The organism is Polaromonas sp. P1_G1, assembly GCF_056405595.1.
On sequence record NZ_JBFUBU010000022.1, the window covers coordinates 18,776 to 41,473 of the forward strand.

A 22,698-nucleotide genomic window follows, 5' to 3' on the forward strand; every position below is an offset into this window, starting at 1 on the left:
GCATGCGGCATTTACAAGACCAAACCGTGTTGATCCTGGGCCTGGGTGCGTCCGGCCTGGCCATGGCGCGCTGGTGCGCCCGCCACGGAGCGCATGTGACGGTCGCCGACACGCGCGAAACGCCGCCCCTGCTCGCCACGCTGCGCGAGGAACTGCCGGGCGTCGCTTTTGTCGGCGGCGCCTTCACGCCTGAACTGGTGCAAGGCACGGCCGTGCGCGCCGTCTACCGTTCGCCCGGCCTGGCGCCGGCGACCATTGCCCCCGTGGCCGATGCCGCGCGCGCCATGGGCCTGCCTGTGGGCGGTGAGCTGGACCTGTTTGCGCGGGCTTTGGCGGATTTGCGCGAACCGCCGGCGGCCGAGGTGCCGGGTGAAACAGCTTTGCCCGATGCGCTTGATGCATCTGATGCGCCGGATACGCCGGATGCGTCGGATACGCCTGACGAGACCGATACGGTTGATGAAAGCGCTGTGACCCCTGATGCATCTGAAGGCGAAGCCGCCCTGGCGGCCGATGCCTCTGGCGATATTCATGAAGCAGCCGCAGCGCTCGTCCCGGACGCCGCCCCTGTGCCCGACGAAGCCGGCGAAGAATCGGCGCTGCCCGCCTTGCTGGCGCTGGCCCAGGCCGAACCCGAGCCGGGCTACCGGCCGGCAGTGCTGGCCATCACCGGCACCAACGGCAAGACCACGGTGACCTCGCTGCTGGGCCAGCTGGTGCAGCGCGCCGGCAAAACCGTGGCCGTGGCCGGCAATATCGGCCCGACGCTGCTGGACACGCTGTCGACCCACATGGATGCGCAAACCCTGCCGCAGGTCTGGGTGCTGGAACTGTCCAGCTTCCAGCTGGCCGACGTGCAAGGCTTTGAACCGACGGCCGCCGTGGTGCTTAACATTACACAAGACCACCTGGACTGGCACGGCGACATGGACGCCTACACCGCGGCCAAGGCCAGGGTGTTCGGCGCCGGCACCTTCATGCTGCTCAACCGCGACGACGCGCGTGTGATGGCCATGCTGCCGCCGCCCGTCAAGGTGCGCCTGAAGCCGCCGCAACTGCGTCCCCACGCCACCTTCGGCGCCGGCGAACCGCAGCGCCCCGGCGACTATGGCATTGAAACCGTCAACGGCATGACCTGGCTGGTCCGCGCGGCCGAGGCCGACGAAACCATCAAGCGCCGCAAGGATGAAGAGGTGGAACTGCACGTGCAGCGCCTGATGCCCATCGAGGCCCTGCGTATACGCGGGCGCCACAACGCCACCAACGCCCTGGCGGCGCTGGGCCTGGCCGTGGCCGCGGGCTGCACCCTGGCGCCCATGCTGCACGGCCTGCGCGAATACCGCGGCGAGCCGCACCGCGTGGAGTCGGTGGCCGTGGTCAAGGACGTCGAGTACTTCGACGACAGCAAGGGCACCAACGTAGGGGCCACCGTGGCGGCACTCACGGGCCTGGGCCTGGAGCGCAAGCTGGTGCTGATCCTGGGCGGCGAAGGCAAGGGGCAGGATTTTTCGCCGCTGGCCGATCCCGTGCAGCGCCATGTGCGGGCCGTGGTGCTGATAGGCCGCGACGCGCCCCTCATCAAGGAAGTCCTGCCGCGCAACATCCCGATGTTTGACGCCGTCTCGATGGAAGAAGCCGTCACCCTGGCGGCGCAGCAGGCCCAGACCGGCGACGCCGTGCTGATGTCGCCGGCCTGCGCCAGCTTCGACATGTTCGACAACTACGAGCACCGCGCCCGCGTCTTTTGCGAAGCGGTGCAGGCCTTGGCCCGCGACCAGGGGGAGGTGCTGTGACGGTTGCCGCGCGTCTTTCAGGCTGGTTCTCCGGCTTCGGCAAGGCCGCGGCCGAGGTCCTGCCCGTCCGGCTGGGCGGGCAGAGCTTGTCGCGCTCGCTGGCGGCGCCGCCCGTGCGCATGGCCGGTTTCGACCAGGCGCTGCTCTGGGTCACGGTGGCCTTGCTGATGTGGGGCCTGGTCATGGTGTATTCAGCCTCCGTGGCCATGCCCGACAACCCCAAGTTCGCGCGTTATGCCCACACCCATTTTGTGACGCGCCATGTGCTGTCGCTGGTGGTCGCCTTCATCGTCGCCGTGCTGGCCTTCCAGGTGCCGCTCGCGACCTGGGAAAAGCTTGCACCCTGGCTGTTCGTCATTTCCCTGCTGCTGCTGATCCTGGTGCTGGTGCCCTTCATCGGCAAGGGCGTCAACGGCGCCCGCCGCTGGATTTCCATCGGCATCATGAACTTCCAGCCCTCGGAACTCGCGAAGTTCGCGGTGCTGCTGTACGCGGCTGACTACATGGTGCGCAAGATGGAAGTGAAAGAGCGCTTCTTCCGCGCCGTGATGCCCATGGCCATCGCCATCGCCATCGTCGGCCTGCTGTTGCTGGCCGAGCCCGACATGGGCGCTTTCATGGTGATCTCCGTTATCGCCATGGGCATACTTTTCCTGGGCGGCGTCAATGCGCGCATGTTCTTCGTCATCGCGGCCGTGGTGGTGGTCGCCTTCAGCCTGATGGTGATGCTCAGCGAATGGCGGCGCGAGCGGATCTTTGCCTACCTGGATCCGTGGAGCGACAAATATTCCATGGGCAAGGGCTACCAGCTTTCGCACTCGCTGATCGCCTTCGGCCGCGGCGAGATCTTCGGCGTCGGCCTGGGCGGCAGCATCGAAAAACTGCACTGGCTGCCCGAGGCGCACACCGACTTCCTGATGGCCGTGATCGGCGAGGAGTTCGGCCTGCTGGGCGTGCTGGCCGTGATCGGCCTCTTCATGTGGATGACGCGTCGCATCATGCACATAGGCCGCCAGTCGATCGCGCTGGACCGCCTCTTCGCCGGCCTGGTCGCGCAGGGCGTGGGCATCTGGATAGGTTTCCAGACCTTCATCAACATCGGCGTGAACCTGGGCGCCTTGCCGACCAAGGGGTTGACCCTGCCGCTGATGAGTTATGGCGGGTCGGCGATCTTGATGAATTTGATTTCGCTGGCGGTGGTGCTGCGAATCGACTACGAGAATCGGCTGCTGATGAGGGGAGGGCGCGCATGAGCAAGCAGCACTGCGCCCTGGTCATGGCCGGTGGAACCGGCGGCCACATCTTCCCCGGCCTGGCCGTGGCTGAGGCCCTGCGTGAGCGCGGCTGGCGTGTGCACTGGCTGGGCGGCCTGGGCAGCGCGAGCCGTCCCAGCATGGAAAGCCAGCTGGTGCCGCCGCGCGGCTTCGCTTTCGAGCACATCGATTTTTCCGGCGTGCGCGGCAAGGGCCCGGCCACGCTGGTGTTCCTGCCATTGCGCCTGCTCAAGGCCTTCTGGCAAAGCATCCAGGTGGTGCGCCGCGTCAAGCCCGACGTGGTCGTCGGCCTGGGTGGCTACATCAGCTTTCCTGCCGGCATGATGAGCGTGCTGCTGGGCAAGCCGCTGGTGCTGCATGAGCAGAATTCGGTCGCCGGCATGGTCAACAAGGTGCTGGCCGGTGTGGCCGACCGTGTCTTCACCGCTTTTCCCGGCGTGTTCCGCAAGGCCGAATGGATAGGCAATCCGCTGCGCCCGGCCTTCACGTGCCAGCCCGGCCCGGTCGAGCGTTTTGCCGACCGCGGCGGGCCGCTCAAGTTGCTGGTAGTGGGCGGCAGCCTGGGAGCGCGCGGGCTCAATGACATCGTACCCAAGGCGCTGGCGCTGATTCCCGCCGGCGAGCGCCCGCAGGTCAGGCACCAGAGCGGCGCCCAGCAGATCGACGCGCTGCGCGCCAACTACGCGGCAGCCGGCGTGCAGGCCGAGCTCACGCCGTTTATCGAAGACACCGCCCAGGCCTTTGCCGATGCCGACCTCATCATCTGCCGCGCCGGCGCCAGCACCGTGACCGAGATCGCGGCCGTCGGCGCCGCGGCGCTGTTCGTGCCTTTCCCGGCCGCCGTCGACGACCACCAGACCAGCAATGCGAAATTCCTGGTGGACCAGGGCGGCGGCTGGCTGATCCAGCAGCGCGATCTCAGCGCTGAGAAGCTGGCCAACATTCTGAAAACCACCACGCGCTACACCTTGCTGGAGCGCGCCCTGCAGGCCAAGACCATGCAAAAAACCGATGCCACCGCACGCGTGGTGGCCGCCTGCGAGGAGCTGGCGACATGAAACACGCCATCAAGAACATCCATTTCATCGGCCTGGGCGGCGCCGGCATGTCCGGCATTGCCGAGGTGCTGCACAACCTGGGTTACGCCATCTCCGGTTCCGACCTGTCGGACAGCGCCACGCTGCAGCGCCTGGCAAAGCTCGGCATCAAGACCTTTGTCGGCCATGCGGCGGGCAACCTGGCCAAGGTCGATGCGGTCGTGACCTCCACCGCGGTGCAGGCCGATAACCCCGAGGTGCTGGCGGCGCGCGAAAAACGCATCCCCGTGGTGCCGCGCGCGCTGATGCTGGCGGAATTGATGCGCCTCAAGCAGGGCATCGCCATCGCGGGCACGCACGGCAAGACCACCACCACCAGCCTGGTGGCCAGCGTGCTGGCCGAAGGCGGCCTGGACCCCACCTTCGTGATCGGCGGTCGGCTGAACAGCGCGGGCGCCAACGCCAAGCTCGGCTCGGGCGACTACATCGTGGTCGAGGCAGACGAATCGGATGCCTCCTTCCTGAACCTGCTGCCCGTGATGGCCGTCGTCACCAACATCGACGCCGACCACATGGAAACCTACGGCCATGATTTCGGCAACCTCAAGAAGGCCTTTGTCGACTTCCTGCACCGCATGCCGTTTTACGGCACGGCGATCCTGTGCACCGACGACCCGGCCGTGCGCGATATCGTGCCGCAGGTCTCCTGCCCCATCACCAGCTACGGTTTCGGCGAGGACGCGCAGGTGCGTGCCGTCAACGTGCGGCCGGTGGGCGCGCAGATGCATTTCACGGCGCAGCGGCGCAACGGCGTCACCTTGCCCGACCTGGAAGTGGTGCTCAACCTGGCCGGCGAGCACAACGTGCTTAACGCCCTGTCGGCGATTGCCATCGCGGTCGAGCTCAACGTGCCCGATGCGGCGGTGCAAAAAGCCCTGGCCGACTTCCGCGGCGTGGGCCGGCGCTTCCAGAGCTACGGCGACATGCCGGCCAAGGATGGCGGGCATTTCACCGTGATCGAGGACTACGGCCACCACCCGGTCGAGATGGCCGCGACGCTGGCCGCCGCGCGCGGCGCCTTTCCGGGCCGGCGCCTGGTGCTGGCCTTCCAGCCGCACCGCTACACGCGCACCCGTGACTGCTTTGAGGATTTCGTCAAGGTCATCGGCCAGGCTGACGCCGTGCTGCTGTCCGAGGTCTATGCCGCGGGCGAGCCGCCCATCGTGGCGGCCGACGGCCGTTCGCTGGCGCGCGCGCTGCGCGTGGCCGGCAAGCTCGAACCCGTCTTCGTCGATGAGATCGAGGCCATGCCGCAGGCGATTGTGGACAACGCATTGGGCGGCGACGTCGTGATGTGCATGGGTGCCGGCTCCATAGGCCAGGTGCCCGCCCGGGTGGCCGAGATGCTGGATCCGGCAGGACACCCCAAGACCGCAGGAGCCCCGGCATGAAACAGAACGAGAACACCTCCCAATTCGGCAAGGTCGCCGTCCTGATGGGCGGCATGTCGGCCGAGCGCGAAGTTTCGCTGATGTCGGGCAGCGGCGTGCTCAAGGCGCTGCGCTCGCGCGGTGTGGATGCCCATGCCTTCGACCCGGCCGAGCGCGACCTTTCCCAGCTCAAGAAAGACGGCTTTGCGCGCTGCTTTATCGCGCTGCACGGCCGCTTCGGCGAAGACGGCACGGTGCAGGGCGCGCTGGAGCTGCTGGGCATTCCCTACACCGGCTCCGGAGTCATGGCCTCCAGCATGGCCATCGACAAGGTCATGACCAAACGCGTGATGATCTCCGAGGGGCTGCCGACGCCCCAGTACCGTTTGCTGCGCCGCGGCGCCTACGGCGCGGCCGACATCGCCGCCGTGCCCGACGCGCTGGGCCTGCCGCTGATCGTCAAGCCCGCGCGCGAGGGTTCTTCCATCGGTCTCACCAAGGTCACCAGCCGGGAGGGCATGGCCGAGGCGGTGGCACAGGCTGAAAAGCTCGATGCCGACGTGCTCTGCGAGCAGTTCATCAGCGGCGACGAAGTGACCTGCCCGGTGCTGGGCACCGGCGCCGGTGCGCACGCGCTGCCGGTGATCCGCATCGTCGCGCCCGACGGCAACTACGACTACCAGAACAAATACTTCACCGACACCACGCAATACCTGGTGCCCTGCGGATTGCCCGAAGGCGAAGAAGCCGTCATCCAGCAGCTGGTGCTGGACGCCTTCCGCATCCTCAACTGCCGCGGCTGGGCGCGCGCCGACGTGATGATCGACAAGGCCACGCGCAAACCCTACCTGCTCGAGATCAACACTTCGCCCGGCATGACGGGCCACTCGCTGGTGCCCATGTCCGCGCGCGCGGCCGGCATTTCCTACGAAGACCTGTGCGTCGAAGTGCTCAAGACCGCCACGCTGGACCACCAGAAACAGGGGGAGGCGTAATTTGAACCGCAGAACGCCCAAACCCATCGCCATGCCGCTGGACGTCAAGCTCATGAACACCTTCTCGGTGGTCCTGGGCCTGGCGTTTGCCGCCATGGTCGTGGCGTTGGGCGTCGCCTGGGTGCTGCGCCAGTCGCTGTTCAGCCTGAGCGCGATCCGCGTGCAGGGCGACCTGATACACAACAACGCGGTCACGCTGCGCGCCAACGTGGCGCCCCGGCTGGCCGGCAATTTTTTCACGGTGGACCTGGCCGCCACGCGCGCGGTGTTCGAGTCCGTGCCCTGGGTGCGGCGGGCGCTGGTGCAGCGCGAATTCCCGAACCGCCTCAAGGTGGTGCTGCAGGAACACAAGCCGGTGGCCTTCTGGGGCGCCGAAAGCGACGCACGCCTGGTCAACAACTTTGGCGAGGTGTTCGAAGCCAACCAGGGCGAGGTCGAGGCTGAAGTCCTGCCGGTGCTGAACGGCCCGCAAGGCCAGGCGCCGCTGGTGCTGCAGGCCTACCAGGTGCTTTCGCCGCTGTTTGATGAGACGGATGCCTCGCTGGAACAGCTGCAACTGAGCGGCCAGGGCAGCTGGCGCGCCCAGCTCGACAACGGCGCCGTGATCGAACTCGGCCACGGGTCGCCGCAGGAGATCGAGGCGCGCACGCGCCTTTTTCTCGCCACGGTGACGCAGGTGTCGTCGCGCTACGGACGGGACCTGGAGTCCGCCGACCTGCGTTACGGCAACGGCTATGCGATCAGGCTCAGGGGTGTCACCACGGGAAACCCCGCTGACAAAGACGACGGAAAGAAAAAAAGGTAAACATATGGCCAAGGAATACAAAGATCTCGTGGTTGGGCTGGACATCGGCACCAGCAAGGTCATGGCCGTGGTGGCCGAGGTCATGCCGGGCGGCGAGCTCAAGCTCGCGGGCCTGGGCATCGCGGCGAGCAACGGCCTCAAGCGCGGCGTGGTGGTCAACATCGACGCCACGGTGCAGAGCATCCAGCAGGCGTTGAAAGAGGCCGAACTGATGGCCGACTGCAAGATCGCCCGCGTCTACACCGGCATCACCGGCAGCCACATCCGCGGCATCAACTCCAGCGGCATGGTGGCGGTTAAGGACAAGGAAGTCACCCAGGCCGACGTGGCGCGTGTGATCGAAACCGCCAAGGCCATCAACATCTCGACCGACCAGCGCCTGCTGCTGGTCGAGCCGCAGGAGTTCGTCATCGACGGCCAGGACGTGCGCGAGCCCATAGGCATGAGCGGCATACGCCTGGAAGCCAAGGTGCACATCGTGACCGGCGCGCAGAGCGCGGCCGAGAACATCATCAAGTGCGTGCGGCGCTGCGGGCTGGAAGTGGACCAGTTGATGCTCAACCCGTTGGCCTCCAGCCTGGCAGTGCTCACGCAGGACGAGCAGGAGCTCGGCGTGGCGCTGGTCGACATAGGCGCGGGCACCACCGACGTCGCCATCTTCACCGGCGGCGCCATCCGGCACACCGCGGTGATCCCGATCGCCGGCGACCTGATCACCAGCGACATCGCCATGGCGCTGCGCACGCCCACCAAGGACGCCGAAGACATCAAGGTGGAAAGCGGTTATGCCAAGCAGCTGCTGGCTGACCCGGACCAGCAGGTGGAGGTGCCCGGCCTGGGCGACCGCGGCCCGCGCATGCTGAGCAAACAGGCGCTGGCTGGCGTGATCGAGCCGCGCATCGAAGAGATTTTTTCACTGGTACAGCAGGTGATACGCGAGTCGGGCTATGAAGAGGTGCTGTCGTCCGGCATCGTCATTACCGGCGGCAGCGCCGTCATGCCCGGCATGGTGGAGCTCGGCGAGGACATTTTCCTCAAGCCGGTGCGGCGCGGCATACCTCGCTACTCCAGCGCGCTGTCCGACATGGTGGCCCAGGCCCGTGCCGCCACCGTGATGGGCTTGCTCGAAGAGGCCCGGCTGGCCCGCATGCGCGGCTACAAGGTGTCGCAGAAGGCGGGCAGCGTGCACAACGCATTCGGCAAGGTCAAAGACTGGTTTGTGGGGAATTTCTGACCATGAAAACCTATTCCACTTTTATCGGCAGGCCCTCGCGTTGTATGCATTCGGGCGGGGCGGATCCCCCTGCGTGAGAAAGCCATGTCAACCATAAATACAAATTTCCGATTATTGGCAACTGCAGTTTATTGATTAGGAGGCTCCCAATGAGCATCGAAATGATTGAAATCGAAGAATTCAACCAGGGCACACAGATCAAGGTGATCGGTGTCGGCGGCGGCGGCGGCAATGCCGTCGGGCACATGATCGAATGCGGCGTGCAAGGCGTCGAATTCATCTGCGCTAACACGGACGCGCAGGCGCTCAGCCGCGGCAGCGCCCACAAGACCATCCAGCTGGGCAGCAGCGGCCTGGGCGCGGGCAGCAAGCCCGACAAGGGCCGCGACGCGGCCGAGCTGGCGGCGGACGACATTCGCAGCGCGATTGACGGCGCGCACATGCTGTTCATCACCGCCGGCATGGGCGGCGGCACCGGCACCGGCGCGGCACCCGTGATCGCGCGCATCGCCAAGGAGATGGGCATCCTGACGGTCGGCGTGGTGACCAAGCCCTTCGAATTCGAAGGCGGCCGCCGCATGACCAACGCCGACCTCGGCCTGGCCGAGCTCGAAGCCAATGTCGACTCGCTGATCGTGGTGCTGAACGAAAAGCTGCTCGAAGTGCTGGGCGACGACGTGACGCAGGACGAGGCTTTCGCGCATGCCAACGACGTGCTGAAAAACGCCGTGGGCGGCATTGCCGAAATCATCAACGTGCCCGGCCATGTGAACGTCGACTTTGAGGACGTGCGCACCGTGATGGGCGAGCCCGGCAAGGCCATGATGGGAACGGCCAAGGCCAACGGCCCGGACCGCGCGCGCATCGCCGCCGAGCAGGCCGTGGCCTGCCCGCTGCTCGAAGGCATCGACCTGTCGGGCGCCAAGGGCGTGCTGGTGCTGATCTCGGCGGCCAAGGGATCGCTCAAGCTGAGCGAATCCAAGCTTGCGATGAACACCATCCGCGCTTATGCCTCGCCCGATGCGCACGTGATCTATGGCACGGCCTATGACGATGTGCTGGGCGATGAGATCCGCGTGACCGTGGTCGCGACGGGGTTGTCGCGCCAGGGCGTGCGCCGCCATGCGCCGCCGCTGCAGGTGCTGCGCACCGGAACCGACAACGTGCCTTTCAACGTGCCTACGCTGAATACCACGGCCGGTGCCGGCGGCGCAACGCAGATGGGCGCGGGTTCGGCCCAGCCGGACTACGGCAATATGGCCGTGCCTAGCGTGTGGCGTACCAATCGGACGCAGGCTGCGGCGAAGGTGGATGCGCTGGCATCCGGCGGGATGGACGACTTCGAAATCCCGGCCTTTCTCCGCAAACAAGCCGATTAATCGCTTAATGGGTGTAAAGCTACTGCGGAACCCGATCTTGAGGCTGTGGTGCTCACCGTACCGGAGTACGGTTCCGCTCCTCGCCTCAATCTCGGGCTGCTCGCTACGCTTTCCATCCCATTAATCGCCGTTGGGTAGTGGGGCGGGCGCGCGTCGCTGGAGTGGCTGAGGTCGAGGCCAATGCACCCTGCCTATGCCCAGCATTGCTATCCCCTACCCTTGAAATGGCCTTGCGCCAACTAAAATAGAACCCATGCTTGCCCAAAGAACCCTTAAATCCCTGACCAAAGCCGTGGGCGTGGGCCTGCACAGCGGGCAGCGGGTGGAGCTGACCTTGCGCCCTGCGGCGCCGGACACGGGCATTGTGTTTCGCCGGGTGGATCTGCCGCAGCCGGTGGACATTCATATCTCGGCGCAGGCGGTGACGGACACGCGTCTGGCGTCGACGATTTCCAGCGGCAGCGCCAAGGTGCACACGGTGGAGCATTTGATGTCGGCCTGCGCGGGCCTGGGCATCGACAACCTTTGCGTCGACATCACGGCCGAGGAAGTGCCCATCCTGGACGGTTCGGCGTCGTCGTTCGTGTTTTTGCTGCAGTCGGCCGGCATTGAACTGCAGGCCGCGCCCAAGCGTTTTATCCGCGTGATCAAGCCGGTGGAAGTGCGCGAAGGCGAGGGTACGAACACCAAGTGGGCGCGCCTGAGCCCCTACGAGGGTTACAAGCTCAGCTTTGAAATCGATTTCGACCACCCGGCGGTGGATTCCACCGGCCAGCGCGTGGAGTTCGACATGGGCTCGGGCGCTTACTCGCGCGACATCGCGCGGGCCCGCACCTTCGGTTTCACCAAGGACGTCGAAATGATGCGCGCCAACGGCCTGGCCCTGGGCGGCGGGCTGGACAACGCCATCGTGATGGACGACTACAAGGTGCTCAACAGCGACGGCCTGCGCTACAACGACGAGTTCGTGAAGCACAAGATCCTCGACGCCATGGGCGACCTGTATTTGCTGGGCAAGCCGCTGCTGGCCGCCTACAGCGCGTTTCGCTCCGGCCACGCGATGAACAACAAGCTGCTGCACGAACTGCTGGCGCACAAGGACGCCTACGAAGTCGTCACCTTTGCGGACGAGAAAAAGGCGCCCCGGGGTTTTGCCACGCTGGCACGCGCCTGGTAGCTGCGGCACAGGGCATCCCCATGCTGCTGTTTCGCTGGCTCATCCTGCTGTTTTTGCTGGCCGCCGTGGTGGCCTTCATGTTTTACGCGGGCACCGGCCAGGCGCGCTACAAGCGCTTCGGCCTGATCATCCTCAAATGGACGCTGATCGCCGCCTTCGGCTTCTTCGCGGTGCTGATTCTCGAGCGCGTGGCCTAAGGGCCTTTCACATTCCAAGCCGCGTCAGCGGCTGCGTCCGCCGCGGTAATTCTTGGTCATGCCTGCACCCGTGCCGCCGGCTGCTTGCGCCAGCCGTGCCATGGCACTGCCCACGTGGGCGTGGGTGATTGCCAGGCCCAGCGCGTCGGCCGCATCCTTGCCGGGCAGCGAAGGCAGCTTGAGCAGTCGCATCACCATTTCCTGCACCTCGGCCTTGCCGGCCTTGCCGTAGCCGGCCACGGCTTTTTTGAGCTGCAGCGCCGTGTATTCGGTCACCGCCAGGTCGCGCGAAACCAGCGCGGTGATGCAGGCGCCGCGGGCCTGGCCCAGCAGCAGGGTGGCCTGTGGGTTGACGTTCACGAAGATGATTTCGACTGAGGCCGTGTCAGGCTGGTAACGCTCCACCACCTCGCACACGCCTTGGAACAGCACCTTGAGCCGGCCCGGCAGGTCGGCGCGCTCCAGGTGCGTGGTCTTGATGGTGCCGCTGGCCACATAGCGCAGGTGCGGGCCGTCCACGTCGACCACACCGAAGCCGGAGGTCTGCAGGCCGGGGTCTATGCCTAGGATGCGCATCGATGCCGCCTGGCCTTAGAGGCCGAAATACCAGCGGACCGAATGGAAGAAGATGGGCGCGCCGAAGCACAGGGCATCGACGCGGTCCAGCAGGCCGCTGGCGCCGGTCACGCCCACACCGCGTTTGCCCCAGTTGGGAATGCCGCGGTCGCGCTTGAGCGCTTTCATCACCAGGTGGCCCAGCGAGCCGGAGACGCAGGCGATAAAGGCCATGGCTACGGCCTGCGCCGGCTTGAAGGGCGTGAGGCCCGCCAGCAGGCCGCCCAGCAGGCTGGCCGCCACGACGGCGATCAGCCAGCTGGTCCAGTTGAAGCTCTTGCTCACATTGGGTGCGCTGGGCGGGCGCTTCAGCCTGCGGCCGACCACGTACTCCACGATCATGCAGCTTTGCACCACGAACACCAGGAAGAACACCAGGAAGGCGTTCTTGCCGTCATAGTTGGGAAACTTCAGCAGCATCAGGGCGGGCACGTGGCTGATGCCGTAGACGCAGACCATGATGCCCCATTGCAGCTTGGCGTTGCGCTCCAGGAAGCGCTGCGGGTCGTCGGCCAGTGCGCTGACCACCGGGATCGCCAGGAACACGTAGACCGGGATGAACACGGTGATCAGGTCGAAGCGCTGCGCGATCACCAGCGCGAACTGCACCGGCAGCACCACAAAGAAAGCCAGCACCAGGCTGCGGTGGTCTCCCTGTCGCGTGGGCGAGAGCGTGATGAACTCGCGCAGCGCAAAAAAAGCGACCAGCCCGAACAGCACGGTGGCCACGGTCTCGCCCAGCGTCCAGCCTATCCAGAACACCGTGGACATCAGCCAGGAGGTGCGCAGGACGCCGTTGAATTCCTTGAGCTTCTGGGTATGCAGGTCATCCTCGTGGGTGTCCCTGAGCGACATCACGAAGGCGGCGACACTGATGGCGGCCAGGATGCCGAAGACCAGCACGAACAGCAGGCCGACCTGGTGCGAAGGCGAAAGATTGCGCAGGAAAGTGTTCATCAGGACTCTCGCAGATCCATGACGGCCTGGCGCGCGCGGGCCAGGAATTCGCCGCGGTCTTCACCGGCGCCCAGGGCGATGGGCGCGCCGAAGGTGACCGAGCACAGGATGGGCACCGGCACGACCTCGCCCTTGGGCATGACGCGCTGCACATTGTTGATCCAGGCGGGCACCAGCACCACGCCGGGGAATTTGAGCGCCAGGTTGTAGAGGCCGGCCTTGAATTTCTGCGGCTCCTCGTGGTTGCCGCGCGTGCCTTCGGGGAACAGGATGATGGAGTCGCCGTTGGTCAGTGCCTCGATCAGCGGTTCCAGCGGGTCCTGGTCGCCGGTCTTGGCGCGGTCCACGTAAATGGCGTTAAACACCGCCGTGGTGATCCATTGCTTGAAGGGCGTCTTGGTCCAGTAATCCTTGGCCGCGATGGGCCGCGTGATGCTGCGCAGCTCTTCGGGCAGGGCCGCCCACATCAGCACCAGGTCGGCATGGCTTTGGTGGTTGGCGAAATAAATCCGCTGTTCCGCCTTGGGCGGGCAGCCCTGCCAGCGCGCCTGGGCGCCGGTCAGGGTGCGGATCAGGCCCAGCAGGAACAAGCCCATGAGCTTGGCCAGCACGGGAGAAAGTTTGTCGTTCATGGGCCGATTGCCTTTGTGCGCCTCAAGGCAGTTCGACGCCGCCCATGCGGGCCACGATGGTGCCGGCGCGCGAGGCGAGGTAGCCTGAGCCGGGCCGGGTTTCAAAATACTTGGGCCGCGGCAGCATCACGGCCAGGCGCGCGGCCTCGTAGGCGCCCAGCTTGGCCGCGGGCTTGCGGTAGTAATGCTGGGCCGCTGCCTCGGCGCCGAACACGCCTTCGCCCCATTCCACGTTGTTGAGGTAGATCTCCAGGATGCGCTCCTTGTTCAGCAGCGCTTCCAGCAGCAGTGTCAGCACCAGTTCCTGGCCCTTGCGCAGCAACGTGCGCTCGCCCGACAGGAACAGGTTTTTGGCCAGCTGCTGCGTGATGGTGGAACCGCCCACGATCTTCACGGGCCTGGCCGCCGCTTTGGCGGGCGCCAGCCGGCTGGCCGACTGCGCGGCGCGCTGCTCGGCCTTGGCATTTTTGTCCCAGGCTTTTTCCAGCGCCTCCATGTCCACGCCGTCGTGCTCGGCAAAGCTGGCGTCCTCGGACGCGATGACCGCGCGCTTGAGGGTATCGGGCAGTTCGTCGTAGGGCACCCATTGCTGCCGCCATTTCAGGGTGCCGGTGTTACGCGCGACCAGGTAGGCCTCCGAACGCTGGAAGGCGGTGGACTCCGGGTCGACCACGGCCATCACGGCGATGCGCGCCACAAAAAAGAATTGCAGGGCCAGGCCGGCCAGCAGGCCCAGGCCGACCAGCCTGAACAGCGCTTTCATGCCAGCAGCGCCCGCATTTCCCGCAGCACCTGCGCGGAAGGCGGGCGTACCTTGCGCCACAGCTCGAAGGCCTCGGCGGCCTGCTCTACCAGCATGCCCAGGCCGTCGCGCGGCGTGGCGCCATTTTCCTGGGCCCAGGCAATGAAGCCGGCCGCGGCCGGGCCGTACATCATGTCGCAGGCCAGCGCGCCGGGTTTGAGCACACTGGCGGAGACCGGCACGCCGGTGCCCGCCAGGCTGCTCGCGCTGGCGTTGATGACCACGTCGAAAGTGCCTTGCAGCCCCTGCAGCTCTTCGGTCAGCAGGTCGGTTTTCTGGAGCAGGCCCTGCAGGGAGGCGTGCGCCTTGTGCCGCGCGACCAGCGCGTCGGCCTTGGCCCGCGTGCGGTTGACCAGCACCAGCCGGCGCGGCCCGGCGGCCAGCAGCGGCGCCAGCGCACCGGCGCCCGCGCCGCCCGCGCCTATCAGCAGCACGTCGCGACCGGCCAGTGAAACGCCGGCATTGTTCTGGATGTCGTTCACCAGGCCCACACCGTCGGTGTTGTCGGCGTGCACGGCGCTGCCCTGCAGCACCAGGGTGTTGGCGGCCTGTGCCAGCTGGGCCCGGTCGCTGCGCGTGGCGGCAGCGCCGAAGGCGTCGAGCTTGAAGGGAACGGTGACGTTGCAGCCCTTCACGCCATCACGCAGCAGCTGGGCCAGGGTGGCGGCGAAGGATTCCAGCGGCACCAGCAGGCGCTCGTAGCGAAGGGCTTGCCCGGTGAGTTCGGCAAAGCGCGCGTGGATCAGCGGCGACTTGCTGTGCGCGATCGGGTTGCCCAGGACGTAATACTGATCCATGACGCTTGTGCGGGCTTCAGCGGCTGGTGAGCTTGGTCTCTAGCGTGTCGTCGCGGGTGAACTTGAAGCGCGACACCACGACGATCTGGTCGGCCTTGCGGCGCATGGCATCGCTGAATTTGCCGAAGGGCCCGGTGCCGCGCACGATGCTTTGCGCGCGCCGGTCCAGCGTCAGGTTGCCCGAGGTTTGCACCACTTCCGTGTCCAGCACGGTGCCGTCGAAGTTGACGGTGACGATCATGGTGAGTTCGCCGTAGAGCTTTTTGCCGGCCTGCTCGGGGAAGTTGACGGTGCCCCGGTCTTCAATCCTGCGGCGCAGTTCGTCGTAATAGACGGCGTAGACCTCTTCGCGCGTGGCCGGGCTGATGTAGCGCTTCTTGGGCCGGGCGTTTTCTTCGTTGATGCGGCGCTCGATCTCGGCCAGGATCTTGACCAGCGCCTTGCGCTTTTCCTCGCGCTCGGCCTGGGCCGGGCTGTTGGCGGGCTGGGTCAGGTCGGGCGGCGGCATGGAGGCCAGCTGCTTTTTGATCTGCGCCAGCAACTGGGTCTGCTGCTCCTGCAGCGATTCGACCTTGCGCTGCGCGTCTTCCGTCGCGTCGCCGAGTTCCATCAGGGCAGAAGGCGGCAGGGGAGAGGTGGCCCGGCCTTTTTCAGCCTCGCCGCCGCCGGCCAGCGAGGCCTGGGCGATGGCCTTGGCGAAGTCGGGCTTCTCGTTGGACTTGGCGTTGACCAGGATCACCTCGAGCGGGGTGTCCTGGAACACGCGGTTGAAGCGCTCCGGGTCGACAAAACGCACCGTCAGCAATACCACGTGGACGGCGATGGAGACGCCGAGGGCGATTTGCAGTGTGCTGGGGTTCTTCACAGAAGGAGATTATCGGTGTTTATGCGCGAAATCCGGCGTCAACCGGCTACCGGAGCCGCGGTGGCGGCATCGGTTTGTGGTTCGTTGACATCGACCGCGATCGAGATCGGGCCCGCGGCCATCTCGGCCTCGCCGTCGTCCTCACCGAGCGGGTCGGGCGACTCATCGAGTTCCACGTCCAGCCGCTCGGTCACGGTGCCCGACACGTCGAGTGTGATTTCGTCAATCTCGCCCAGCCGCACGCGCACTTTCGCGCCGCGCGGCAGGCCCTGCGCGCCCACCGCGGGCAACACCAGCGGCAGTTCGTCGGCGCGCACCAGGTTGTCCTTGAAGGCGGTGGCCGTCAGTTCGGTGATGCCGTTTTGCTGCAGGTATTTGAGCGTCCAGTAGCGCTCTATGCCGGCCTGGAAGCCGTTATAGGCGCTGTAGGCGGCGTCAAAACCCGAGATGATGGAGAACAGCTCGGCATCCTTGGGCTTGAAGGGCGCGGCCAGCGCGGCCGTGCGGCCGTGTCGCGCGCAGGCGATGATCTGCCACTGGTTGACCAGGTCGGTATAGCGGCGCAGCGGCGAGGTGCTCCAGGCATAACTTTTGACGCCCAGGCCCGCGTGCGGCAAGGCCTTGGTGCCCATGCGCACCTTCACGCCGGGCGCCAGGCTGGCCTGGCTGCGGTAGATGCCGGGAACGCCGTGCTCGGCCAGCCACTGGCCCCAGGTGCTGTTGGCCAAAATCATCGCTTCGGCCACGATCAGGTCCAGCGGCGCGCCGCGCTGGCGCGTGCTGATGCTGACGGCCTCGTCGCCCAGGGGTTCGCCGCCCGTGGGGTTGTCGAGGCGGAAGTTGTAATCGGGCCGGTTGAAGTTTTCGGGCTTGCCGCGCGCGATTTCTCGCTGCACCTTCAGGTGCCTGGCCAGGCGGTGCAGGAATGTCAGTTCCACACCCCAGGGCACGCCGGTGGGCGGGCTGGTTTGCGCGGCTTCAAAAAAGGCCTCGGTGAAGGTGCTGTCCAGTACGTCGTGGCGCAGGTTGCTGACGATGGGCACCTGCTCGAGCCGGGTGGCGCTTTCCTTGATTTCCAGCGTCGCCTCGTCAATCGTGAGGTACAGCGACAGCGATGGGCAATTGCGGCCTTCCTGCAGCGTGTAGCTTTTGACGATTTCGTCGGGCAGCATGGTCAGCTTGTAGCCCGGCATGTAAACGGTGGACAGCCGCGCGCGGCCCACGGTGTCAATCGGGCTGCCGGGCAGCACGGCCAGGCCGGGCGCGGCGATGTGTATGCCCAGCGTGACGGTGCCGCTACCCAGGCCCTGCACCGACAGCGCATCGTCGATTTCGGTGGTGGCCGAGTCGTCGATGGAAAACGCCTTCACGTCGGCCAGCGGCAGTTCGTCCTTGACCTCGGGCGCCTGCAGCGCCGGGAAGCCCGTGCCCTTGGGGAAATTCTCGAACAGGAAGCGCTTCCAGTGGAATTGGTAGGGCGAGGCGATGGCGCCGGCTTTTTGCAGCAGGTCCAGGGGCGCTGTGTGTGTGGCGCGCGAGGCTTCGACCACGGCCTTGTACTCGGGGCTGTTCTTGTCGGGCTTGAACAGTATTTTGTAGAGCTGCTCGCGCACCGGCGCCGGGCATTCGCCGCGGCCCAGTTCCTCGGCCCAGGCGGTGATCTGCGCCGCCACCTGTTTTTTCTTCTCGATGGCGGCCAGGGCCTGCTGCAAAATTTCTGCGGGCGCCTTCTTGAAGCGGCCCTTGCCGGCGCGGCGGAAGTAATGTGGCGCGTCGTAGAGGCGGAACAACGCTGCAGCCTGCTGCTCCAGCGTGGCGGGTTTGCCGTCGGCGCTGAAATAGTCGCGGGCCAGGTCGGCAAAGCCGAATTCGCCTTCGCCGGCGAATTCCCAGGCCAGGTCGAGCTCGATGTCGTTGCTCAGTTTCTGCCCGGCGGCCATCAGCTCGGCGGGCGCGGGCTTCTCGAATTTCAGCAGGGCGTTGACGCCCTTGACCTTGACGCGTTTGCCCGAGTCGAGCTCCACCTGCAGCGAGGCATCGCTCTCGGACAAAATGCGGCCGGCCAGAAACTTGCCGGCTTCTTCAAACAATACAAACAAAACGGGATCCCTTTGGTGTCTTTGATGACTTCCGGCTAGTGTAATCAGCCCGTTCAGGGCAGGCTTTCAGGCCAGCGCCAGGAAATCGAGGATTTCCGGCACATGCGTGTCAAAGTCGCTCAGCGCATGGTCGCCGCCTTCGAGGATTCGCAGGTGTGCGCCCGCATAGCGGCCCGCCATTTCGCGCCAGTCCAGCACTTCGTCGCCCTTGGCGATGAAGGCCAGGTAGTTTTCGGGCGCCTTGAGCGGCCCGGCGTGCTGGGCCTTGAGTTCGTCGACAAAACGCGGCTCAAAGAAAAAATGCTCGTCCGGGTTGTGCCAGGCGGTCTGCTCGCCGATGTAGCGGGCCAGGTCGCGCGCCGGCTCCACGGCCGGGTTGAGCAGCACGGCCTTGCAGCCGGTTCGCTCGGCCACGGCGGTGGCATAAAAAACCGCCTAGCGAGGAGCCGACCACGGCCAGGCTTTGGTAACCGGCTTCAAGCGGCCAGCGAGCGATTTCGTCCATCACCCCGCGCAGCGCGGCCTCGGGCGAGGGCGGCAACTGCGGGCAGTACCAGTGCACGGCGGGGTGGCACTGCGCCACGATGGCTGCCATTTTTTGGGCTTTCATGGACTGCGGCGAGGAACGAAAGCCGTGCAGGTAGAGCAGGTGGGTGGTGCGCATGCCGCCATGGTAGACGGGAGTCCACGGTCTTTGGGCCCGGGCCGCGGGCCCTGGCGGATAATCCCCGGCATGTCAGCCGTTTTCGACAAACCCTCTCTTTACCAGCGAACTTTGCCCCTGCTGCAGGGTTTTGACGGCCTGCTGGCGTTTGCCGTCTTCCTGCTGGCCTGCGCGGGCCTGCTGATCATGTACTCCTCGGGCTATGACCACGGCAGCCGCTTTGTGGACCACGGCCGCAACATGCTGATCGCCGGGGCCATCATGTTCGTGGTGGCGCAGGTGCCGCCGCAGCGCCTGATGGCCTTTGCCGTGCCGCTGTACATCGCGGGCGTGAGCCTGCTGGTGGCCGTCGCGATTTTCGGCCTGACCAAAAAAGGCGCCAGGCGCTGGCTCAATGTGGGCGTGGTGATCCAGCCCAGCGAAATCCTCAAGATCGCCATGCCGCTGATGCTGGCCTGGTGGTTCCAGAAGCGCGAGGGCCAGCTGCGCCCGCTGGACTTCGTGGCCGCCGTGCTGCTGCTGGCCATGCCGGTGGGCCTGATCATGAAACAGCCCGACCTGGGCACCTCGCTGCTGGTGTTGGCCGCAGGCCTGGCGGTGATCTTTTTCGCGGGCCTGAGCTGGAAGCTGATCCTGCCGCCGGTGCTGCTGGGCCTGGTCGGCGTGTTCCTGGTGGTGTGGTTCGAGCCGCAGATCTGCGCCGACGGCGTGCGCTGGCCCATCCTGCACGACTACCAGCAGCAGCGCATCTGCACCCTGCTGGACCCGTCGCGCGACCCGCTGGGCAAAGGCTTTCACATCATCCAGGGCATGATCGCCATCGGCTCGGGCGGCATCACCGGCAAGGGCTTCATGGCCGGCACGCAGACGCACCTGGAATTCATTCCCGAGCGCACCACCGACTTCATCTTCGCCGCCTATTCCGAAGAATTCGGCCTGCTGGGCAACCTCCTGTTGATCGCCGGCTTCATCTTCCTGATCCTGCGCGGGCTGGCCATCGCGCTGGAGGCTTCGACCCTGTTCGCGCGCCTGCTGGCGGGGGCGCTGACCATGATTTTTTTCACCTACGCCTTCGTCAACATGGGCATGGTCAGCGGCATCCTGCCGGTGGTCGGTGTGCCGCTGCCCTTTATCAGCTACGGCGGCACCGCCATGGTCACGCTGGGCCTGGCCATAGGCATGCTGATGTCGATCGCCAAGGCCAAGCGCCTGGTACAGACCTGAGAGGCCGGCTGCTTTGAACACCCGCATCGTGACCGTGATCGGGGTGGGCAACATGGGCGGCGGCATGGCGGCCAACCTGCTCGCCAAGGGCTGGGATGTCCAAGTCTGCGACGTCGATGCGGCCAAGGTCGCGGCCATGGCGCAACTGGGCGCCACGGCCATTGCCCATCCCGCCGATGCCGCGGCGGAATCCCAGGCTTTTATCGTCTGCGTGGTCGATGCCGCGCAAACCGAAGACGTGCTGTTTGGCGAGCGCGGCCTGGCCCGCATGCTGCGGCCCGGCCATGCCGTGATGCTGTGCCCGACGATCGCGCCGCAGGACGTCGAATCCTTCGCTGCCCGGCTGGCTGAGCGCGGCGTACACACGCTGGATGCGCCCATGTCGGGCGGGCCGGGCCGGGCGCGCGACGGCTCCATGAGCCTGATGCTGGCCTGCGAACAGGCTGTGCAGGAACAACAGGCCGGCTTGCTGCGGGACTTGTCGGCCAAGGTCTTCCACATCAGCGAAAAACCCGGCGACGGCGCCCGCACCAAGCTGGTCAACAACCTGCTGGCGGGCATCAACCTCGTGGGCGCGGCCGAGGCGCTGGCGCTGGCCGGCCGCCTGGGGCTGGATCTGGCGAAAACCCTGGACGTGATCGAGCAGTCCAGCGGCCAGAGCTGGATAGGCTCGGACCGCATGCGCCGGGCGATTGACGGCGACTATGCACCGCGCGCGCATGTGACGCTGCTGGAAAAAGACACGCGGCTGGCCGTTGCAGCGGCACGCGCGGCCGGTTTCGACGGCCCGCTGGGCGAACGTGCCAGCCGGGTTTTCGCCGAGGCCCACCAGGCCGGGCTGGCGGCCGAAGACGATGCCGCGCTGTTCAAGCACCTTGGCAAGCACCTGGACGGTAAGGGCGGCTGAGCGGGATTTTCGGGCTGTTTCGCCTCGTTCGCGGGCAAAACCCCGCCGTACCCGGCGCGAGGGCAGACTGCCTACAATGGCCGCATGACCTCACTTCGCTCCACCACCGCCTCCGCCCCCAACAAGTCCACGGCCTCATCGTCCGCCCGGCCGACGGTGGAGTCGACCTCGGGGCGCCTGGAGATCGCGCAGAAGCTGCTGCTGGCGCCTTTCGGCCTCACGCAGGCGCATTTGAGCCGCGCGCTCGGTGAAATCACCTCCCACGGCGCCGACGACGCCGACCTCTATTTCCAGTACACCCGCAGCGAAGGCTGGAGCCTGGAAGAAGGCATCGTGAAGACCGGCTCCTTCAGCATCGACCAGGGCGTGGGCGTGCGCGCCGTCAGCGGCGAAAAAACCGCTTTTGCCTATTCCGACGACATTTCCGAGGCCTCGCTGCTTGACGCGGCACGCACGGTGCGCAGCATTTCCGCCGGCGGCAAAAGCGCCCGCGTCAAGACGCCGGCCGGCCGCATCGCCGGCAGCCGCTCGCTGTACCAGGGACTGGATCCCATCGCCACGCTGGACAGCACCGCCAAGGTCCAGTTGCTCGAAAAAGTGGAAAAATTCGCCAAGGCCAAGGATCCGCGCATTGTGCAGGTCATGGCCGGCCTGGCCAGCGAATACGACGTGGTGATGGTGGCGCGCGCCGACGGCACGCTGGCCGCCGACGTACGCCCGCTGGTGCGCCTGAGCGTGACCGTGATCGCCGAGCAAAAAGGCCGGCGCGAAGTCGGCTCGGGCGGCGGCGGCGGCCGTTTCGGCCTGGCCTATTTTGACGACGCGCAGATCGCCGAATATGTGAACGATGCGGTGAAAGCCGCGCTGACCAACCTCGACGCGCGCCCCGCGCCGGCCGGCGAGATGACGGTGGTGCTGGGCTCGGGCTGGCCCGGCATCCTGCTGCACGAAGCCATAGGCCACGGCCTGGAAGGCGACTTCAACCGCAAGGGTTCCAGCGCGTTTTCCGGCAAGATCGGCCAGCGTGTGGCGGCCAAGGGCGTCACGGTGCTGGACGACGGCACCATCGCCGACCGCCGCGGCTCGCTCAATGTCGACGATGAAGGCAACGCCAGCCAGCGCAACGTGCTGATCGAAGACGGCATCTTGAAGGGCTACATCCAGGATTCGCTGAATGCCCGCCTGATGAAGGTCAAGCCCACCGGCAACGGCCGGCGCGAAAGCTACGCCCACGTGCCCATGCCGCGCATGACCAACACCTACATGCTGGGCGGCGACAAGCAGCCCGAGGAAATCGTGGCCAGCATCAAGAAAGGCCTGTACGCCACCAACTTCGGCGGCGGCCAGGTCGACATCACCTCCGGCAAGTTCGTGTTTTCGGCGAGCGAGGCCTTCTGGGTCGAAAACGGCAAGATCCTCTACCCCGTCAAAGGCGCGACGATCGTCGGCAACGGCCCCGACGCGCTGACCCGCGTCACCATGATGGGCAACGACATGGCGCTCGACAGCGGCGTGGGCACCTGCGGCAAGGAAGGCCAGAGCGTGCCGGTCGGTGTCGGCCAGCCGACCCTGCGCATCGATGGACTGACCGTCGGCGGAACGGCCTGAAACGGGCCGATCCGGGGCTTTTCTCGGGCTTTTTGAGACCTGTGCTACATTCCACCTTATGAATTCCGCCAAGTTTTATTTTGGTTACTTTTGGTTCTCGAGCGCTTCCGGCGGTAGAGAGATCATGGCGTGACCCGATAAAACGCACCGAATCTCCAAAAAACCGCCGGCTCCCCGGCGGTTTTTTTTTGCCCGTTTTGTTTGCCG

General features: G+C 66.0%; 20 protein-coding genes and 1 pseudogene. 13 read left to right on the forward strand and 8 right to left on the reverse strand.

Annotation, left to right across the window (positions count from 1 at the left end; all coding sequences use genetic code 11):
- Window positions 1–2 precede the first annotated feature (2 nt).
- The 10 genes from murD to AC1D1Y_RS12835 all read left to right on the forward strand — a co-directional run bounded on the left by murD (window position 3) and on the right by AC1D1Y_RS12835 (window position 11,321).
- A complete protein-coding gene (gene murD, locus AC1D1Y_RS12790) occupies window positions 3–1,793 on the forward strand; it encodes a UDP-N-acetylmuramoyl-L-alanine--D-glutamate ligase (RefSeq protein ID WP_477682663.1) in 1,791 nt (596 codons plus the stop codon).
- Window positions 1,790–3,046 (forward strand): putative lipid II flippase FtsW, encoded by a 1,257-nt coding sequence (ftsW, locus tag AC1D1Y_RS12795; RefSeq protein ID WP_477682664.1) that lies wholly within the window; start codon window positions 1,790–1,792, stop codon window positions 3,044–3,046. Before murD ends, ftsW begins: the two co-directional genes overlap by 4 nt.
- Window positions 3,043–4,125, forward strand: a complete 1,083-nt coding sequence (gene murG / locus AC1D1Y_RS12800) for an undecaprenyldiphospho-muramoylpentapeptide beta-N-acetylglucosaminyltransferase (protein ID WP_477682665.1) — start codon at window positions 3,043–3,045, stop codon at window positions 4,123–4,125. The genes ftsW and murG overlap by 4 nt, the downstream gene beginning before the upstream one ends.
- On the forward strand, window positions 4,122–5,555 hold the full coding sequence (gene murC, locus AC1D1Y_RS12805; RefSeq protein WP_477682666.1) for a UDP-N-acetylmuramate--L-alanine ligase: 1,434 nt from the start codon (window positions 4,122–4,124) through the stop codon (window positions 5,553–5,555). Before murG ends, murC begins: the two co-directional genes overlap by 4 nt.
- Complete coding sequence (locus tag AC1D1Y_RS12810) at window positions 5,552–6,529, forward strand: D-alanine--D-alanine ligase (RefSeq protein ID WP_477652984.1); 978 nt, start codon at window positions 5,552–5,554, stop codon at window positions 6,527–6,529. Before murC ends, AC1D1Y_RS12810 begins: the two co-directional genes overlap by 4 nt.
- A 31-nt stretch (window positions 6,530–6,560) precedes the next feature.
- The gene (locus tag AC1D1Y_RS12815) at window positions 6,561–7,334 is read left to right on the forward strand and encodes a cell division protein FtsQ/DivIB (protein ID WP_477653307.1); all 774 of its coding nucleotides are present in this window, start codon (window positions 6,561–6,563) and stop codon (window positions 7,332–7,334) included.
- 4 nt (window positions 7,335–7,338) lie between these two features.
- Complete coding sequence (ftsA, locus tag AC1D1Y_RS12820) at window positions 7,339–8,568, forward strand: cell division protein FtsA (protein ID WP_436156423.1); 1,230 nt, start codon at window positions 7,339–7,341, stop codon at window positions 8,566–8,568.
- Window positions 8,569–8,717: 149 nt separating this feature from the next.
- A complete protein-coding gene (ftsZ, locus tag AC1D1Y_RS12825) occupies window positions 8,718–9,947 on the forward strand; it encodes a cell division protein FtsZ (RefSeq protein ID WP_477652985.1) in 1,230 nt (409 codons plus the stop codon).
- 253 nt (window positions 9,948–10,200) lie between these two features.
- A complete protein-coding gene (lpxC, locus tag AC1D1Y_RS12830) occupies window positions 10,201–11,124 on the forward strand; it encodes a UDP-3-O-acyl-N-acetylglucosamine deacetylase (RefSeq protein ID WP_477682667.1) in 924 nt (307 codons plus the stop codon).
- A 20-nt stretch (window positions 11,125–11,144) separates the two neighbouring features.
- The gene (locus AC1D1Y_RS12835; RefSeq protein WP_477676488.1) at window positions 11,145–11,321 is read left to right on the forward strand and encodes a hypothetical protein; all 177 of its coding nucleotides are present in this window, start codon (window positions 11,145–11,147) and stop codon (window positions 11,319–11,321) included.
- A gap of 24 nt (window positions 11,322–11,345) precedes the next feature.
- On the opposite strand, the gene ruvC is transcribed toward AC1D1Y_RS12835, so the two are convergent.
- The 8 genes and pseudogenes from ruvC to AC1D1Y_RS12875 all read right to left on the reverse strand — a co-directional run bounded on the left by ruvC (window position 11,346) and on the right by AC1D1Y_RS12875 (window position 18,752).
- The gene (gene ruvC / locus AC1D1Y_RS12840; RefSeq protein ID WP_477676487.1) at window positions 11,346–11,897 is read right to left on the reverse strand and encodes a crossover junction endodeoxyribonuclease RuvC; all 552 of its coding nucleotides are present in this window, start codon (window positions 11,895–11,897) and stop codon (window positions 11,346–11,348) included.
- A 15-nt stretch (window positions 11,898–11,912) separates the two neighbouring features.
- Window positions 11,913–12,893 (reverse strand): phosphatidate cytidylyltransferase, encoded by a 981-nt coding sequence (locus AC1D1Y_RS12845; protein ID WP_477676486.1) that lies wholly within the window; start codon window positions 12,891–12,893, stop codon window positions 11,913–11,915.
- Entirely contained in the window at window positions 12,893–13,525 is a 633-nt protein-coding gene (locus tag AC1D1Y_RS12850; protein ID WP_477652990.1) for a lysophospholipid acyltransferase family protein, read from the reverse strand. Before AC1D1Y_RS12850 ends, AC1D1Y_RS12845 begins: the two co-directional genes overlap by 1 nt.
- A gap of 22 nt (window positions 13,526–13,547) precedes the next feature.
- On the reverse strand, window positions 13,548–14,288 hold the full coding sequence (locus AC1D1Y_RS12855; protein ID WP_477682668.1) for a transglycosylase domain-containing protein: 741 nt from the start codon (window positions 14,286–14,288) through the stop codon (window positions 13,548–13,550).
- The gene (gene aroE, locus AC1D1Y_RS12860) at window positions 14,285–15,124 is read right to left on the reverse strand and encodes a shikimate dehydrogenase (RefSeq protein WP_477682669.1); all 840 of its coding nucleotides are present in this window, start codon (window positions 15,122–15,124) and stop codon (window positions 14,285–14,287) included. Before aroE ends, AC1D1Y_RS12855 begins: the two co-directional genes overlap by 4 nt.
- A 16-nt stretch (window positions 15,125–15,140) precedes the next feature.
- Window positions 15,141–15,989 carry a TonB family protein gene (locus AC1D1Y_RS12865; protein WP_477652993.1) on the reverse strand — a complete coding sequence of 283 codons (849 nt, stop codon included), beginning with the start codon at window positions 15,987–15,989 and terminating at the stop codon, window positions 15,141–15,143.
- A 38-nt stretch (window positions 15,990–16,027) separates the two neighbouring features.
- Window positions 16,028–18,088 carry a ribonuclease catalytic domain-containing protein gene (locus AC1D1Y_RS12870; protein ID WP_477682670.1) on the reverse strand — a complete coding sequence of 687 codons (2,061 nt, stop codon included), beginning with the start codon at window positions 18,086–18,088 and terminating at the stop codon, window positions 16,028–16,030.
- A 66-nt stretch (window positions 18,089–18,154) separates the two neighbouring features.
- Window positions 18,155–18,752 (reverse strand): annotated as a pseudogene (locus tag AC1D1Y_RS12875) (YqiA/YcfP family alpha/beta fold hydrolase).
- A gap of 69 nt (window positions 18,753–18,821) precedes the next feature.
- Between AC1D1Y_RS12875 and rodA the strand changes: the two are divergent.
- From rodA to tldD, 3 genes are all read left to right on the forward strand, one after another.
- Entirely contained in the window at window positions 18,822–19,976 is a 1,155-nt protein-coding gene (gene rodA, locus AC1D1Y_RS12880) for a rod shape-determining protein RodA (RefSeq protein WP_477652997.1), read from the forward strand.
- A 13-nt stretch (window positions 19,977–19,989) separates the two neighbouring features.
- A complete protein-coding gene (locus tag AC1D1Y_RS12885) occupies window positions 19,990–20,883 on the forward strand; it encodes an NAD(P)-dependent oxidoreductase (RefSeq protein ID WP_477682671.1) in 894 nt (297 codons plus the stop codon).
- A gap of 84 nt (window positions 20,884–20,967) precedes the next feature.
- The gene (gene tldD / locus AC1D1Y_RS12890) at window positions 20,968–22,491 is read left to right on the forward strand and encodes a metalloprotease TldD (protein ID WP_477682672.1); all 1,524 of its coding nucleotides are present in this window, start codon (window positions 20,968–20,970) and stop codon (window positions 22,489–22,491) included.
- Window positions 22,492–22,698 lie beyond the last annotated feature (207 nt).

Excerpts from the sequence above, each read along its gene's own strand:
- ruvC (WP_477676487.1), bottom strand. The coding sequence starts at position 11,897 with ATGCGCATCCTAGGCATAGACCCCGGCCTGCAGACCTCCGGCTTCGGT.
- murC (WP_477682666.1), top strand. The coding sequence starts at position 4,122 with ATGAAACACGCCATCAAGAACATCCATTTCATCGGCCTGGGCGGCGCC.
- AC1D1Y_RS12835 (WP_477676488.1), top strand. The coding sequence starts at position 11,145 with ATGCTGCTGTTTCGCTGGCTCATCCTGCTGTTTTTGCTGGCCGCCGTG.
- murD (WP_477682663.1), top strand. The coding sequence starts at position 3 with ATGCGGCATTTACAAGACCAAACCGTGTTGATCCTGGGCCTGGGTGCG.
- tldD (WP_477682672.1), top strand. The coding sequence starts at position 20,968 with ATGACCTCACTTCGCTCCACCACCGCCTCCGCCCCCAACAAGTCCACG.
- AC1D1Y_RS12850 (WP_477652990.1), bottom strand. The coding sequence starts at position 13,525 with ATGAACGACAAACTTTCTCCCGTGCTGGCCAAGCTCATGGGCTTGTTC.
- ftsZ (WP_477652985.1), top strand. The coding sequence starts at position 8,718 with ATGAGCATCGAAATGATTGAAATCGAAGAATTCAACCAGGGCACACAG.
- murG (WP_477682665.1), top strand. The coding sequence starts at position 3,043 with ATGAGCAAGCAGCACTGCGCCCTGGTCATGGCCGGTGGAACCGGCGGC.
- AC1D1Y_RS12815 (WP_477653307.1), top strand. The coding sequence starts at position 6,561 with ATGCCGCTGGACGTCAAGCTCATGAACACCTTCTCGGTGGTCCTGGGC.
- AC1D1Y_RS12810 (WP_477652984.1), top strand. The coding sequence starts at position 5,552 with ATGAAACAGAACGAGAACACCTCCCAATTCGGCAAGGTCGCCGTCCTG.
- lpxC (WP_477682667.1), top strand. The coding sequence starts at position 10,201 with ATGCTTGCCCAAAGAACCCTTAAATCCCTGACCAAAGCCGTGGGCGTG.
- AC1D1Y_RS12845 (WP_477676486.1), bottom strand. The coding sequence starts at position 12,893 with ATGAACACTTTCCTGCGCAATCTTTCGCCTTCGCACCAGGTCGGCCTG.
- aroE (WP_477682669.1), bottom strand. The coding sequence starts at position 15,124 with ATGGATCAGTATTACGTCCTGGGCAACCCGATCGCGCACAGCAAGTCG.
- AC1D1Y_RS12855 (WP_477682668.1), bottom strand. The coding sequence starts at position 14,288 with ATGAAAGCGCTGTTCAGGCTGGTCGGCCTGGGCCTGCTGGCCGGCCTG.
- rodA (WP_477652997.1), top strand. The coding sequence starts at position 18,822 with ATGTCAGCCGTTTTCGACAAACCCTCTCTTTACCAGCGAACTTTGCCC.
- ftsA (WP_436156423.1), top strand. The coding sequence starts at position 7,339 with ATGGCCAAGGAATACAAAGATCTCGTGGTTGGGCTGGACATCGGCACC.